The organism is Pelomonas sp. KK5 (genome assembly GCF_001984095.1).
Lineage (GTDB): Bacteria > Pseudomonadota > Gammaproteobacteria > Burkholderiales > Burkholderiaceae_C > KK5.
This window is the reverse complement of the sequence record NZ_LYVQ01000021.1, coordinates 12,510-27,400: the sequence shown is the minus strand read 5'-3', so window position 1 is coordinate 27,400 and position 14,891 is coordinate 12,510. Positions and strand designations below refer to the sequence as shown.

Annotated in this window: 12 protein-coding genes; 7 read left to right on the top strand and 5 right to left on the bottom strand. The window is 70.5% G+C overall.

The genetic code is table 11. From position 1 onward, the window contains the following. Window positions 1-12: 12 nt before the first annotated feature. From flgK to B0W88_RS04840, 5 genes are all read left to right on the top strand, one after another. Window positions 13-1,428 carry a flagellar hook-associated protein FlgK gene (gene flgK / locus B0W88_RS04860; RefSeq protein WP_077033530.1) on the top strand — a complete coding sequence of 472 codons (1,416 nt, stop codon included), beginning with the start codon at window positions 13-15 and terminating at the stop codon, window positions 1,426-1,428. A 9-nt stretch (window positions 1,429-1,437) separates the two neighbouring features. Next, a complete protein-coding gene (gene flgL, locus B0W88_RS04855) occupies window positions 1,438-2,316 on the top strand; it encodes a flagellar hook-associated protein FlgL (protein WP_077033529.1) in 879 nt (292 codons plus the stop codon). Then, window positions 2,313-3,374 carry a hypothetical protein gene (locus B0W88_RS04850; protein WP_077033528.1) on the top strand — a complete coding sequence of 354 codons (1,062 nt, stop codon included), beginning with the start codon at window positions 2,313-2,315 and terminating at the stop codon, window positions 3,372-3,374. Before flgL ends, B0W88_RS04850 begins: the two co-directional genes overlap by 4 nt. Window positions 3,375-3,496: 122 nt before the next feature. Continuing rightward, on the top strand, window positions 3,497-4,210 hold the full coding sequence (locus B0W88_RS04845; RefSeq protein ID WP_158080799.1) for a hypothetical protein: 714 nt from the start codon (window positions 3,497-3,499) through the stop codon (window positions 4,208-4,210). A gap of 11 nt (window positions 4,211-4,221) precedes the next feature. Continuing rightward, window positions 4,222-4,707 (top strand): hypothetical protein, encoded by a 486-nt coding sequence (locus B0W88_RS04840; RefSeq protein WP_077033526.1) that lies wholly within the window; start codon window positions 4,222-4,224, stop codon window positions 4,705-4,707. Between the two features lie 6 nt (window positions 4,708-4,713). Here B0W88_RS04840 and B0W88_RS04835 read toward each other — a convergent pair whose 3' ends face one another. From B0W88_RS04835 to B0W88_RS04815, 5 genes are read right to left on the bottom strand one after another with little or no spacing between them, the layout of a single operon-like run. Further along, entirely contained in the window at window positions 4,714-5,160 is a 447-nt protein-coding gene (locus B0W88_RS04835) for a response regulator (RefSeq protein ID WP_077033525.1), read from the bottom strand. After that, window positions 5,147-6,679 carry a HAMP domain-containing histidine kinase gene (locus B0W88_RS04830; protein WP_077033524.1) on the bottom strand — a complete coding sequence of 511 codons (1,533 nt, stop codon included), beginning with the start codon at window positions 6,677-6,679 and terminating at the stop codon, window positions 5,147-5,149. The genes B0W88_RS04835 and B0W88_RS04830 overlap by 14 nt, the downstream gene beginning before the upstream one ends. A 2-nt stretch (window positions 6,680-6,681) precedes the next feature. After that, entirely contained in the window at window positions 6,682-7,239 is a 558-nt protein-coding gene (locus tag B0W88_RS04825; RefSeq protein WP_077033523.1) for a YfiR family protein, read from the bottom strand. Next, entirely contained in the window at window positions 7,227-9,110 is a 1,884-nt protein-coding gene (locus B0W88_RS04820) for a TonB-dependent siderophore receptor (RefSeq protein ID WP_083748583.1), read from the bottom strand. Before B0W88_RS04820 ends, B0W88_RS04825 begins: the two co-directional genes overlap by 13 nt. After that, window positions 9,107-11,692 (bottom strand): EAL domain-containing protein, encoded by a 2,586-nt coding sequence (locus tag B0W88_RS04815; RefSeq protein WP_077033522.1) that lies wholly within the window; start codon window positions 11,690-11,692, stop codon window positions 9,107-9,109. The genes B0W88_RS04820 and B0W88_RS04815 overlap by 4 nt, the downstream gene beginning before the upstream one ends. A 438-nt stretch (window positions 11,693-12,130) precedes the next feature. Here B0W88_RS04815 and B0W88_RS04810 point away from each other — a divergent pair, with 438 nt between their 5' ends. Then, window positions 12,131-12,607 carry a (2Fe-2S)-binding protein gene (locus B0W88_RS04810; protein ID WP_077033521.1) on the top strand — a complete coding sequence of 159 codons (477 nt, stop codon included), beginning with the start codon at window positions 12,131-12,133 and terminating at the stop codon, window positions 12,605-12,607. Between the two features lie 13 nt (window positions 12,608-12,620). Continuing rightward, window positions 12,621-14,879 carry a xanthine dehydrogenase family protein molybdopterin-binding subunit gene (locus B0W88_RS04805; RefSeq protein WP_077033520.1) on the top strand — a complete coding sequence of 753 codons (2,259 nt, stop codon included), beginning with the start codon at window positions 12,621-12,623 and terminating at the stop codon, window positions 14,877-14,879. Window positions 14,880-14,891 lie beyond the last annotated feature (12 nt).

The window sequence follows — 14,891 nt, the reverse complement described above, 5'->3', positions numbered from 1 at the left end:
CCTGTTCCCACCATGAGCCTCCTCTTCAACGCCCTCTCCGGCGCGCAGGCCGCGCAAGCGGCGCTGGCCACGACCAGCCAGAACATCGCCAACGTGATGACCCCCGGCTACTCGCGCCAGGGCGTGGTGCTGGCCAGCGTGGGCGGCAACGCGAGCAATGTCTCGGCCTCCGGCGGCGGCGTGACCGTGGCCACGCTGCAGCGCTACTCGGACAGCTTCAAGAACCTGCAGATGTGGTCGGCGGCGTCCAACCTGGGCAAGGCCGACGCGTCCCAGCCCTACCTGGACCAGCTGGAACAGGTGATGTCGGACGACACCTCCAACGTCAACGCCGGCCTGGACCAGTTCTTCGCGGCGCTGAACGCGGCCAGCGTGGAGCCCGATTCCAGCCCGCTGCGCGCCCAGGTGATCACCGCCGCCGACGGCCTGGCCAAGCGCTTCGGCAGCCTGCAGCAGCTGCTGCAGAACCAGGCCTCGGCCGTGTCGGCCCAGCGCCAGGCCATCGTCACCCAGATCAACACGCTGAACAGCGATATCGCCGAGCTGAACAAGCAGATCAGCGCCAACCAGGCGATCGGCCTGAACCCCGCCGCGCTGCAGGACACCCGCGACCAGCGCATCGACGCGCTGGCCTCGCTGGTGGGCATCCAGGTGGTGGACCAGCCCGACGGCACCCGCAACGTCTCGCTGAAGAGCGGCCAGCCGCTGGTCGTCGGCGGCGATGCGGCGCAGCTGGCCGTCAACGCGCTGGTGGGCGGCAGCCACTCGCTGAGCCTGAAGTTCGCCAACACCTCGTTCACCGTGCAGGGCACCGATTTCGGCGGCCAGCTGGGCGGGCTGGAGAGCTTCGAGGGCGCGGTGCTGGCGCCGATGCAGCAGACGGTGCGCGAGATGGCCAGCGGCATCGCCAACGCCTTCAATGCCCAGCTCGCGCAAGGCGTGGACACCACGCAGACCCCGCTGGCCACCGGCACCGGCAAGCCGCTGTTCGTGGACCCGGCCACCAACGGCGGGCAGCTGCAGCTGACCGGCATCAGCGCTGACGAGCTGGCCTTCTCGCTGGACCCCGCCGCCGCCGGCGACAGCCAGAACCTCACGAAGCTGATCGCGCTGCAGGGCAAGCCGATCACGCTGACCAACTTCGACGCCAAGGGCCAGCCGCTGCCGACCAGCAGCCAGGTCGTGCTGGGCGACGCCTACACCCAGCTGATCGGCAAGCTGGGCGTGGCCAGCCAGCAGAACATCGCCTCGCAGAAGACCGCGCAGACGGTGCGCGACCAGGCCGAGGAAAGCTGGAAGTCCACCAGCGGCGTCAACGAGGACGAGGAGGCGGTCAACCTCGTTCAGTACCAGCAGATGTACCAGGCCAATATGAAGGTGCTGGCCGTGGCCAACGAGCTGTTCGATTCAACCCTGCAGATCCTCTGATCAATCATCATGCGCATCGCCAGCACCCAGTTCCACGCCACGATGAACAGCGCGCTGCAGGCCGCCAACACGGGCCTGTCGCAAGTGATGCAGCAGATGGCCTCGGGCCAGCGCGTGCAGCGCCCCTCGGACGACACGATCGCCAGCATGCGACTGTCGCGCCTGTCGCGCGAGGAGGCCTCGCTGACCCAGTACCAGGGCAATATCGACGCGCTGAAATCGCGCCTCACCAACAACGAGACCCTGCTGGACAGCGTCAAGGCGGACATGATGCAGGCCCGCGACCTGCTCGTCTGGGCCGCAGACGGCAGCAACACCCAGGGTGACCTGCAGGCCATGGCCGGCTCGCTGGAGTCGCTGCGCGACAGCCTGATCCACACCGCCAACAGCACCGACAGCGAAGGCCGCTCGGTCTTCTCCGGCACCGCCACCGACCAGCCCGCCATCGATGCCGCCTTCACCTACCAGGGCAATACCGCCACCCAGCAGGTCGCGGTGGGCCCAGGTGTCACCGTGCCGGCCAATGTCTCGCTGCCCGAGATGGCGGCCTTCGTGAAGCAGCTGGACAGCCTCGCCGCGCTGCTGAAGTCCGGCGTGACGGCCGATGCCGCCCATGCCCAGGTGGCCAGCACGCTGACCAATCTGGACACCACGCTGAACTCGGTCACCGGCAAGATCGGCAGCCTGGGCGGCCTGCAGAACGTGCTGTCCACGCTGCAGGACAACCAGGCCGCGGTGAGCCTCTCCAACAAGCAGGCGGCGCTGACCCTGGGCCAGCTCGACTACGGCGAGGCCGCGACCCGCCTGAACAGCTACACGCTGGCGGTGCAGGCGACGCAGAAGGCCTATGGCCGGGTCAGCAACCTGAGCCTGTTCGACGCGCTGTGACGACCACGATGGCGGCGGTGCAGGTCCAGACTTCGCGGGCGCTGCTGCCGGCCACGGCCGGCCGTGGCGGCGCGGCCTCGTCGACGCTGCCCGCGGCGGCGGTCGGGGCTGCGGCGCCCGCGGCGCTGGAACCGAAGGAGCAGCCGCAGCAACAGCAGGCACGACCCGCACCGACGCCGCGGCCCAACCCCTTCATGGAGCCCGGCCTGCAGCAGCAGGTGGCCGCCAGCCAGCAGGCCCAGGCCTGGGTCGGCGACATGGACCAGCAACTGCAGCGGCTGAAGACGAGCCTTGCCGCCTCGCTGGCCTCGGGCAGCACCGACGCGGATGGCGCTGCGGCTGCGGCCCTGCAGCAGGCGAGGACGGTCTGGGGCCAGCGCAGCGAGCGCGCCGCCGGTCGGATCGACGGGCAGCTGCGCCTGCCCGAACGGGGTAGCGGCGCCCGCCAGGACTTCACGCTGCGCGGCCTCGACCTGGCCGCCCTCGGCCAGGAAGGCCCCGAGACGCTGAGCTTCGCCGCGCCGGGTTCGCCGGCCGCGATCAACGTCGCCATCGACCCCGACCAGACGGCCGAGGCCAACGCCCAGCGGCTCGACCAGGCGCTGGCCCCCGCCGGCCTGCGCGTCAGCGTCGCCGCCGGCCGCCTGCAATGGAGCACCGAGGAATCCCGCTGGCCGGCCCTGCGCGACGGGCTCACCGTCAAGGGCGAGGGCAAGCGCTTCCCGAGCGGCCAGCGCGTGCGCGTGCGGCTCGATGCGCAGCCGGATGCGGTCGACCCCAAGGCCTGGCGACTGGACGGCGCGCAGGCGCGGCGCCAGACGCTGGCCCAGGTGATCGACGCGCAGCGGCAGCTGCGCGATGCCGGCCAGGCGCTGCAACGGAACTCGACGCCGGTGCCCGAGCCTACCGGCACGGCGGGCCAGGGTCAGGTCTTGCTCACGGCGGCCGAGGACTTCCGCGCCCTGGCCGCGCAGCCGGTCTATGAGACCTTTGCCGAGCTGGCGCCGGCGCTGCGCCGGATCGGGCGGGAGCAGGTGAGGGCGCTGCTGAGCCGGTGAACGGCGGACTCGCCCGCGCATCCACAACACTGCGGATGGGCGCTGGCGGATTTCGCTCGCGTCCCGATACCGAGGCGCAATATGGACCCTGACGATCGCCAGGGGACGGCGCTGAGGACAACATGGCGGATGATCTCGATTCGGACTCCATCCCTGCGGCGGAGCGAGCAAGAATCCGTGCCGAAGTGCGCTATGCGCTGATCGCCGCCAGGGAGGCGAGGCCGCCGGAGGCGAAGGGGGTGTTCAGCCGCCTGCTCGACGCCTTGAGCAATGGCTTCGTGCTGCTGGTCGTCGGCTCGATCATCTCCGCGCTGCTGGTGCCCGCGCTGCAGCGGGCCAGCGAGCAGCGCGCCAAGCGCACCGCCCAGATGCAGGAATGCCTGTCGCAGTTCCTGCTGTACACGAACTCCCTGTGGGAGGAGTACTACGCGGTCATGCCCCTGACCCAGGAGGCGGAGATCGACAAGGCCACCTACCTGGCCTATCTCGACAAGGTCGCCGGCATCAAGCTCAAGCGCTACGAGGCCTACGAGAAGATCCAGGCGCTCGCGGTGCTGGTGCCTGCGTCCGGGGGCGAGGGCGCAGCGGCGTCCCTGAGCGAGGACTTTCGCAGCTACCAGGTCCAGCTCAACGAAGCGTCGGCGAGCATCGACGCCTGGCTCACCGGCCTGTACTGCACGCCGCTGAAACGCGATGCGAGCCCCTGCGCGACTTTCGATCCTTCCTTCGATGCCTATGGCGAGCACCTGAAGATCAAGCAGCGGGTGGTCACGGTCGGCAACACGAGCAAGGAGCGCCTGGCGCAAGAGATCGCCCGGCGGATCAGCGACTACTAGAGGACATCGACATGATGCAACTTGTCCGGCACGCCCTGTTCGGCTCAGGCCTCCTGGTTTCGGTCGGACATGCCTGGGCCAATGGCATCAACCCGCCGGCGCCGACGACGCGCATCGTCGAGGTCAGTTGCAAGCAGGCTCACGGCAAGCCGGAGTTGCTGCTCAAACGGGCGACGCTGGTGCCCGAGCTGCTTCAGATCCAGGTCAGCGATGACGCACCGCTGAAGATGCGCCTGGTCGATCTCAGGCGCGTGACGCTTGCCGCCGCTGCTGCGCCCGATCACCAGGGTTGGGTCAGGGCCATCGTCGAGGCGCCCTCGCTGATCGGGACGACGCCGGCGCGAGTGGCCGTGCGGCGCAACGGCGTGCCGGTCAAGCTCAATGGCTTCAACGAGGACAAGGCCCGCGTCAGCGTGAACCTGATGTCCTGCATCGAGTTGAAGATCACCGGGCCGGCCGAGCTCGTGAACGATCCGAGGACGCCAGCCAAGGCCTGATCCGGGCTACAGCGCCTGCGGATGCTTGTTCACCGCCAGCCAGTAGTAGCCGGCCTCGTGCACCACGTCCACCATCGCATTGAAGGCCAGCGGCTTGACGACATAGCTGTTGGCGCCCAGGTCGTAGCTGCGGATCATGTCGCTCTCCTCTTCGGATGACGTCATGATCACGACCGGGATGCGCCGGGTGCGCTCGTCCTGCTTGATCTGGCGCAGCACCTGGGTGCCGTCCACGCGCGGCATCTTCAGGTCGAGGAACACGAGGCGGGGCGAGCCCTGCTCGCGGTCGGCGTACTGGCCCTGGCGGAACAGGTAGTCCAGCGCCTCCTCGCCGTCCTTGACCCACAGCAGCTTGTTGGCCAGGCCGCCCTTGCGCAGCGCGCGCATCGCGAGCTCGGCGTCGTTGGGGCTGTCCTCGACCAGCAGGATCTCCACTTGGTCATAAGGATTCATGGCGAGGCTCCTTGGGCAGGGTGAAGTAGAAGGTGGCGCCCTGGTCCGGCTGGCCCTCGGCCCAGACGCGGCCACCGTGGCGCACGACGATGCGCTGCACCAGCGCCAGGCCGACGCCGGTGCCGGCGTAGGACTCGCTGTCGTGCAGGCGCTGGAAGACGCCGAACAGCTTGTCCTGGTACTTGGGGTTGAAGCCGGCGCCGTTGTCGCGGACGAAGTAGACGTGCTCCTCGCCGTCGGTGATCGCGCTCACCGTGACCTGGGGCGCGTCGCGCTTGGCGCTGAACTTGACGGCGTTGGACAGCAGGTTGATCCACACCTGCGTCAGCAGCGCCGGGTCGCCCTGGGCCTGCGGCAGGCGGCCCAGGTCGAAGCGCAGCCGTGCGTCGGGCTCCGCGCCGGTGACGCTCTTCCAGCCGTTGCGGGCCAGCGATTCCATGTCCACCTTCGTGGTCTGCAGCGCCTTGCGGCCCAGGCGCGAGAAGGCCAGCAGGTCGTCGATCAGGCGGCCCATGCGCAGGCCCTCGCCATGGACGATGCGCAGCTTGCGCTGGGCTTCCTCGCTGAGCTCGGCGCCGTGGTCCTCCAGCAGCGCGTCCGAAAAACCCACCACGCCCCGCAGCGGCGTGCGCAGGTCATGGGAGACCGAGTAGCTGAAGCCCTCCAGCTCCTTGTTCGCGCTCTCCAGCTGCGCGGTGCGCTGGGCCACGTGCTGCTCCAGCTCGGCGTTGAGCTGGCGCAGGTCGTCGTCCACGCGGCGGCGCTCCTCGGCCTCCTGCTCAAGCCGGCGCTGCGAGGCGGCCAGTTCCTGCTCGCGCTGCCCCAGCTCGGCCAGCATGCCGTTGAAGGACTCGACCAGCAGGCCCACCTCGTCGCGCGTGGTCTGGGGCACGCGCAGCGAGAAGTCGCGTGCCGCCACCACCCGGCGCGCGGCCGCGCTGACGGCCAGGATCGGCCGCGTGAAGGCGCGCTGCAGCCACAGCGACAGCAGGCCGGTGACGAACAGGCTGGCCACCATGACGCCGAGCAGGATGCCGAGGAAGTCGCGCAGGCGCTCCCTCAGCTCGTAGCGGCCGTTGAGGTAGACGGTGCCGACGATCTCGCCGTTCTCCACCACGCGCTTGAACACGATCACCTGCTCGCCGGCGATCTGGATGCCGTCGGCCTCGGGCAGGTCCGGGATCGCGAGGCGGGCGGCTTCGGCGCTGCGGTATTCGGCCACGCGCTTGCCGCGGGCGCCGTAGATGGCCGCCGCCTGCAGCCCGGCATGGCTGCGCAGCAGCTGCAGGTTCTCCTTGACGGCCTGCGCGTCGTCGAAGGCCAGGGCCGAGGCGCTGGCGCGGCCGAGGATCTCGGCCTGCGTGCCGAGGTCGCGCATCGCCTGCTCGCGGTAGTCGCCCATCTCGTACAGCGACAGGGCGGCGCCGGCCACCAGCAGCGCGCAGCAGACGGCGGCCAGCATCAGCAGCGCCATCTTGTAGCGGATCGAGCCGTTCACCCGGGACCACAGCGAAGCCATCGTCAGCGTTCCTCCCCCTGGATGACATGCTGCGCCACGGCGAGCAGCCGCGAGCTCATGCGCAGGCCCGCCCTCTCCACGCTGGGCAGCGCGATCTCGAAGCGCACGCGGCGGTCGACGATCAGGAAATTGATCATGCTGCCGCGCGGCATGGCCCCTTCGGCCTCGGTCACGATCAGCACCGGCCGGGCGGCGGCGGCGTCGCCGTGCCAGGCCTGCGCGCGGCCGACGAAGAGCAGGTGCAGCGGCGCGGCGGCTTCACCGGCCACCACCTTGCGGACCACGATGGCGCGCTCGCGCACCTTGCGGCCGGCGGTCAGCTGCGAGAGCTCGCCCAGCAGCGGCGAGGTGCCCAGCACGCCGATGACGAAGGGCGCATCGGGCCCGTCGAAGGCCCGCTCCGGCCAGTCCACATAGCCGGTGAACTTGTAGACGAAGGCAGCCTTCACGTGCGATTCGTCGGCGCCCTCGTCCGCCTGCGCCAGCGCCACGGCCGGCGCCAGGGCCTGCAGCAGGGCCAGGCCCAGCAGGCGGCGCCGTGCCGGGCTCACGGGTTCCATCGCAGCATCAGGAAGACCGAGCGCGCGATCTCGCTGCGGCCCGGGGCGGTGCCGTTCTCCGGGTGCGCGGGGTCCAGCAGGTTCTGCCCGGTCAGCGACAGGTCCAGGCCGCGGTTCACCTGCCAGACCCAGCTCAGGTCCAGCGCGGTGTAGGCCGGCACGACCGGATTGGGCAGCGCCCCGACGCGCCGCACGGCCACCTCCAGCGCCTGCTGCCGCGGCAGCTGCACATTGGCCCTGAGCTGCCACTGGTGGCCGGCGTCGTTGCCCAGGGCCGAGGGGCCGGTGGGGTCGGTACTGCCGGCCTGCACCGCCAGGTCCTTGTGCAGCAGGTCCAGCCCGGCGCTCAGCTGCAGCCACTGCAGCGGCTGCCAGCGCGCCCAGGCCTCCAGGCCGCGGGTCGAGCCGTCGATGCGGTTCTGCACCTGGGCGTTGGGCGGCTTCTGGCCGCTGCGCAGGCGGCTCCAGCCGTAGTGGTAGACGGTGGCCGAGAGGTTGATGTCGTGGCTGGGCTGGGCGCGGTAGCCGAGCTCGAACACGTTCGCCACCTCGGAGACGAAGTCCGGCCCGCCGGCGATGATGTAGGGTGGCTTCGGCGGCAGGCGCAGGTCGCGGTCCAGCCGGGCCGGCGCGCGCACCGCCCGCGACCAGCCGGTCCACCAGGTCTGCTGGGCGGATGGGGCCCAGCTCAGGCGCAGGCTGGGCAGGGTCTCCCAGCCGGTGTAGTCGTTGTGCTCCAGCTTCGTGCCGGCGATCAGGCTCCACTGCTCGGACAGGCGCAGGTTGTCCTGCACGAACAGGTTGCGCCAGTTCTGCGTGCTGCTGGCCGGCACGAAGGCGAAGAGCAGGCCGGGGGCGATGTCGTCGCGCGCCTGGCGCAGGCCGCCGCCCCAGTCGATCTGGTGCGCGCCGAGCACCAGGCTGTGCTGGAACTCGAAGTCCAGCACCTTCTCGCTGGGGCTGTACATGAAGCGGTCTTCGCGCTTGTTGCGGTCGTAGTAGCCCTGCAGGCGCAGCTTGGAGCCGCCCGCCAGCGTGCCGGTCCAGCGCGCCAGGATGTTGGCGCCGCTGGTCCTGATGCCGCCCAGGGCGACCGCCCCGAAGGCGCGGTCCTGCGTGTCTGCGTGGTAGGCGTCGCCGATGATCGACAGGCCCTCGCCGCCCTGCAGCCAGTCCATGCGGGCGCCGAGCTGGGCGCGGTGCGAGCCGTCGGCCACGGCGGCGCCGGCCTCGCTGTCGGTGTGCTGGTGCCGCTGCAGCTTGGCGTAGACGCGGAAGCGCCCGGTGTCGCCGAGGCTGCCGCCATAGCGCAGCGCGGCCAGCGATTCGAGATTGCCGCCGCCGGCCTGGGCGAGCAGGCCCTGGGTCTCCTCGGCGCTCTTGGTGACGATGTTGATCACGCCGTTCACCGCGTTCGTGCCCCAGACGCTGGCGCCGGGCCCGCTGATCACCTCGATGCGCGCCACGTCGTCGAGCAGCACGTCCTGCATGTCCCACTGCACGCCGGAGAAGTAGGGCGCGTAGACGGTGCGGCCGTCGATCAGCACCAGCAGCTTGTTGCCGATGGCGTTGTTGAAGCCGCGCGCGGTGATGGCGTACTGGTTCGCGTCGACCCGGGCCACCTGCAGGTTCGGCGCCAGGCTCAGCGCCTCGGGCAGGCGGCGCGCGCCGGAGCGGCGGATCGCCTCGGCGGAGATCACGTAGAGCGAGGCCGCCACCTCGCCGAGCTTCTCGCTGCGCCGGGAGACGGAGCTGACCTCGATGTTGGAGAGCTCCTCCAGCGACAGGTCGGCCAGGTCGGCCGCGGCCCGCGCCAGCGGCGACAAGGTGGCCAGCAGGCCGAGCGCGAGCAGGGCGCACGCGCCTCTCATCGGATGCCAACCTCCGACTGCGAGGTCAGCAGCTCCACCATCCGGTCGAAAGGCAGGGGCGGGCTGAACCAGTAGCCCTGCATCTCGTCGCAGTTGAGCTTGCGCAGGCACTGCGCCTGCTTCTCGGTCTCGACGCCCTCGGCCACCACCTTGAGCTGCAGCGAGTGGGCCAGCGAGATCACCGTGGACACCAGCGTCATGGTGCTGGCGTCGTTGAGCATCATGTGAACGAAGGAGCGGTCGATCTTGAGCGTCTGCACCGGCAGCGCGGCCAGGTAGCGCAGCGAGGAATAGCCGGTGCCGAAGTCGTCCACCGCGATGCTGACGCCGAGGTCGCGCACGCGGGTCAAGCGCACGATATTGGCCTCGATGTCCTCCATCACCAGGCTCTCGGTGATCTCCAGGTCCATGCACGGATGGCCGCCGCCGAGCTCGATGGCGTTGCGCACGGTGGTTTCGAAGTCGGCGCGCCGCAGCTGGATGGCGGAGACGTTGACGGCCACGCGCGGCACCCGGGTGAGGTGCAGCGCGCGCCAGCGCTTGTGGTCGCGCACGGCCTGCTGCATGGCCCAGGCACCCACCTCGACGATCAGCCCGATCTCCTCCAGCAGCGGGATGAACTGCGCCGGCGGGATCAGGCCGTTCTCGGGGTCCTGCCAGCGGATCAGTGCCTCCACGCCGAGGATGCGGCCGGTGGCGCCGTCCACCTTGGGCTGGTAGTGCAGCACGAACTCGTCGTTGCGCACCGCGCGGCGCAGGCGGTTCTCCAGCGCCAGCGCGCCGGCGATCTTGCGCGACATGTCCTGCGAATAGAACAGGTAGCCCTCGCCGCGCGTCTTGGCCTTGGCCGCGGCCGAGAGGGCGTGCTGGTAGAGCTCGTCGGCGCCGTCGCCGTCGTTCGGGAACAGGGCGATGCCGGCGCGTGCCGAGATGCGCAGCTCGGCGCCGGCGATGTGGAAGGGCTCGCCGAAGTAGAGGTCGGTGTAGCGCTCGATCATGCGCGCCAGTTCCTCCTCCGAGCGCATGTCGGGCACGATGATGGCGAAGTGGTCGGCGTCGATGCGGGCGTAGCGGTCGCTGTCGCCGGCATGGGCGATCAGGCGCTGCGCGAGCTGCTTGAGGAGGTCGTCGCCGCCGGCATAGCCCAGCGATTCGACGACGGTCTTGAAGCGGTCGATATTGAGCGCCAGCACGGCCAGCTTGCGGTGCGCGCGCCTTGCCGCGTTCAGGTACTGGGTCAGCCGCTCCATGAAGAGGCTGCGGTTGGCCAGGCCGGTGAGGGCGTCGTAGAAGGCCAGGTAGCTCAGCTTCTCGGACTTGTGGATGTGGTCCAGCGCGAACGACAGGTCGTTGCTCATCTCGCCGAGCAGGCGCTGCTCCGCGGCATCGAAGAAGTCGGCCTCGCCGGTGTGCAGCACCAGCAGGCCGAGCACCTGGCCCTCGACGACGATGGGCAGCGCGGCGGCGGCATGCAGCCCGCGCAGCTCGGCCGATGGCGAGCCCAGGTCGTCCTTGAACGCCGCCTGGCCGCCCGCGACGACCTCCGGTGCCAGGGTCGCCAGCACCCAGTCGCGGGCGGCCTGCGCCACGCCCGGCGCCAGGCTGGTGGCGGCCCGTTCGGCCAGCGCCACCGGCGTGCTGAGCGCGCCGGCCGGCCCCTCGACCAGCGCCACCCAGGCGTGCATGAAGCCGCCGGCCTCGACGGCGACGCGGCAGGCCTCCGCGAACAGCTCGTCGCGGCTCTGGGCCCGCACGATCAGCGAGCCGATGCCGCTCAGCAGCGCGTAGACCCGGTTGAGCCGGTTCACCTTGATCTCGGCGATCTTGCGCTCGGTGATGTCGACGATGGAGCCGGCCATGTAGGTCGGCTGGCCGGCCGCGTCGCGCAGCGCCTTGCCCTTGGCCTGCGACCAGCGGTAGCCGCCGTCCCGGTCGCGGGTGCGGAATTCGACTTCGTATGGGGCAGAAGTCTGCAGATGAAAGTCGATTGCAGCCTGAACGGCCTCCCGGTCGTCCGGATGCAGGAGCTCGAACCAGGAACTCCAGCGGTTGGCGATCTGCTCGTCGGCGTAGCCGTGGCGCTGCTTCCACTGGTGGGGGATGTAGGACTCACCGGTGTCGATCACCCAGTCCCAGACATCGCCGGTGGACGCGGCCAGCAGGAAGCGCTGCTCGCTGTGGTGCAGGGCGGCGGCGGTGCTGCGCTGCTCGCGGGCGCGTCGCACGTCGTCGAGTGCGCGCTCGACGGCGGGCCCGAGGCGCGCCATATTGTTCTTGAGCACGTAGTCGGTGGCGCCGTTCTTCAGCGCATTGATCGCGTATTCCTCGCCGATGGTGCCCGAGACGAAGATGAAGGGGGTGTCCGGCACCAGCTGCCGCGCGATCGCCAGCGCCGACATGCCGTCGAACAGCGGCATGCTGAAGTCCGACAGGATGATGTCCGGGACAAAGTCGCGGAGCGCCGCCCGGAAGGCGTCCTCGGTATCCACCCGCAGGCTGGTGCAGTCCAGCCCCGCCTTGCGCAAGGTGCGCACCGCCAGTTCGGCATCGTGTGCTTCGTCCTCGACGAGCAGGACCCTCATCAAGGCACCCCTCCGACCGGGGCGCTCCCGCGCCCGTCGGGCTTGGCGCCGCATGCGGGCATCGCCGCCGGCCGGCCCGGCATAGGCAGACTTCTCCTCCGATTCACACCCTCTCCCCCAGGCCTCACGGGCCATCGATGCTGTTCTCGGCTCGATGCTGTTCCAAGTCCCTCCATTGTGCAAGAGCAGCCCGGAATGGTTGCGCGTCGGCCGTGCGACAGCAGCCCAATATCGCCCAAGTCGGCGCGACGCCAGCCGGGGCGTGCCGTCCAGACGTATCCAGATGTAGGGCGCGGGACGGCTTGCCGGATTCGCTCGGATCCTTGCCCGATCCTGCGAACCCGCCGACGCCGCTGCTGCCGCGGCCGGCCGCCGGCCTAAGCTCGCGGCCGATTTCGAGACGTTCCGCAGTTCAACGCCACACAGGAAGGACCCCAGATGACCACGAGGCTCAGTATCAACGGCAAGGACCATGCGGTCACCGTCGACCCCGGCACACCCATCCTGTGGACGCTGCGCGACACGCTGGACATGACCGGCACCAAGTTCGGCTGCGGCGCCGCGCTCTGCGGCGCCTGCACGGTGCACCTGGACGGGCAGGCGATCCGCTCCTGCATCACGCCGATCTCGGCGGCCACCGGCAAGAAGATCACGACGATCGAGGCGGTGACCGGCGGCGGCGACCGCGTCGGCGACGCGGTGCACGCGGCCTGGGTCCGGCACGACGTGGCCCAGTGCGGCTACTGCCAGAGCGGCCAGATCATGAGCGCCACGGCCTTCCTGAAGTCCCTGCCCAAGGGCAGGCAGCCCTCGGCCGAGGAGATCGACGGCGCCATGGCCGGCAACATCTGCCGCTGTGGCACCTATGCCCGCATCCGCGCCGCGGTGGCCGACGCCGCCCGCGCGCTGGCCTGAAGGAGTCGCCACGATGATCCACGACACGACCCCGCCGCACTCCTTCCCGACGGAATGGCCTAACGCGCTGGCTCAGCTGATTCCCGACGCGCCGGCCAGCATGGCCGCGCCGACGCGGCGCAGCTTCCTCAAGATCGCCGGCTTCGCCAGCCTGGGAGGCCTTGCACTTGGCGCCTTCCCGCTGTCGTCGCTGGCCGACGAGCCCGCGGCGGCCGCCGCCCTGAAGCCCACCCAGCAGCCCTCGGCCTTCGTCCGCATCGACACCGACGGCATCGTCACCGTGACGATCAACCGGCTCGACTTCGGCCAGGGCGTGCAGACCGGCCTGCCGATGATCCTGGCCGAGGAACTCGATGCCGACTGGAGCAAGGTCCGCAGCGAGCACGGCAGCAACGATCCCGCCTACGTCGACCCGGTCGCCGGCATGCACATCACCGGCGGCTCCAGCGCCATCCGCAACAGTTTCATGCAGTACCGCGAGCTCGGGGCGCGGGCCCGCGCGATGCTGGTCTCGGCGGCGGGCCGGCAATGGAAGCTCGATCCCGCCACGCTGCGCACCGAGGCCGGCCAGGTCATCGCGCCGGACGGCCGCCGCGCCGGCTATGGCGAGCTGGCCGAGGCCGCGATGCAGCTGCCGGTGCCGGCCACGGTGGCGCTCAAGTCGCCCAGCCAGTTCCGCCTGATCGGCCAGCCGACGACGCGGCTCGACGCCAAGGCCAAGAGCAGCGGGCGGCAGTCCTACGGCATCGACACCCGCCGGCCGGGGCAGGTGACGGCCGTGGTGGCCCGCCCGCCGGTTTTCGGCGCGAAGCTGGTGTCGGTGGACGACAAGGCCGCGCGTGCGGTACCCGGCGTCAAGGCCGTGCTGCGCGTGCCGGCCGGCAAGGGGCTGGAAGTGGTGGCGGTGATCGCCGAAGGCTACTGGCCGGCCCACCAGGGCAGGGCGGCGCTGAAGCTGCAGTGGGACAGCAGCGCCGTCGAGAAGGTGGACAGCACGCGGCAGCTGGCGCAGTACCAGGCGCTGGCGCGGCAGCCGGGCGCCGTCCACTTCGATGCGGACGTGTCGGCGCTCGCTAAGGCGCCGCGCAGCATCGAGGCCGAGTTCGTCTTCCCCTACCTGGCGCATGCGGCCATGGAGCCCTTGAACTGCACGGTGAAGATCGGTGCCGATGCGGCCGAGCTCTGGCTCGGCACGCAGTTCCCCGGCCAGGACGGCATCGCCGCGGCTGCCGCGCTGGGGCTGAAGCCGGAGCAGGTCCGCATCCAGGTGCAGATGGCCGGCGGCGGCTTCGGCCGCCGGGCCACGCCGGGCAGCGAGCTGGTCGTCGAGGCCTGCCAGGTGGCCCGGGCGGCGCGCGCCGCCGGCATCGACGCGCCGGTGCGCACGCTGTGGAGCCGCGAGGACGACATCCGCGGCGGCTTCTACCGCCCGATGCATGTCCACCGCGCGCGCATCGGCTTCGACGAGCAGGGCAGGGTGCTCGGCTGGGACCACGTCATCGTCGGGCAGTCCATCGTGATGGGCACGATGTTCGAGCCCTGGCTGGTGAAGAACGGCATCGACGGCTCGACCGTCGAGGGCATGCGCGAGCCCTACGCGCTGCCGATGCGGCTGAGCGTCCATCATCCGAAGGTCAACGTGCCGGTGCTCTGGTGGCGCAGCGTGGGCTCCACCCACACCGCCTTCGTGATGGAGACGCTGGTCGACGAGATCGCCCGCGCAACGGGCCAGGACCCGGTGGCCTACCGGCTGAAGCTGTTCGATGAAGGTGCCCGGCGCCATCGCGCGGCGCTGCAACTGGCGGTGGAGCGCAGCGGCTACGGCAAGCGCAAGCTCGCGGCGGGCCGGGCCTGGGGCGTGGCCGTCCACGAGTCCTTCAAGACCGTGGTGGCCTACGTGGTCGAGGCGTCCGTGCAGGACGGGCGGCCCGTGCTGCACCAGGTCACCGCCGGCGTGCACTGCAACCTGGCGGTGAACCCGCGCAGCATCGAGGCGCAGATCCAGGGCGCGGCGCTGATGGGGCTCTCGACCTGCCTGCCGGGCGCGGCGATCACGCTGAAGGAGGGCGTGGTCGAGCAGAGCAACTTCGGTGATTTCTCGGTGCCGCGCATGCCGGACATGCCCGAGGTGGCGGTGCACATCGTCCCCAGCGCGGATCCGCCGACCGGCCTGGGCGAGCCGGGCCTGCCGCCGCTGGCACCGGCCTTCGCGAACGCGATCGCATCGCTGACCGGCAAGCCGCTGCGGGCCTTGCCCTTCGCCATGGCGTGAGGCGGATCGCGG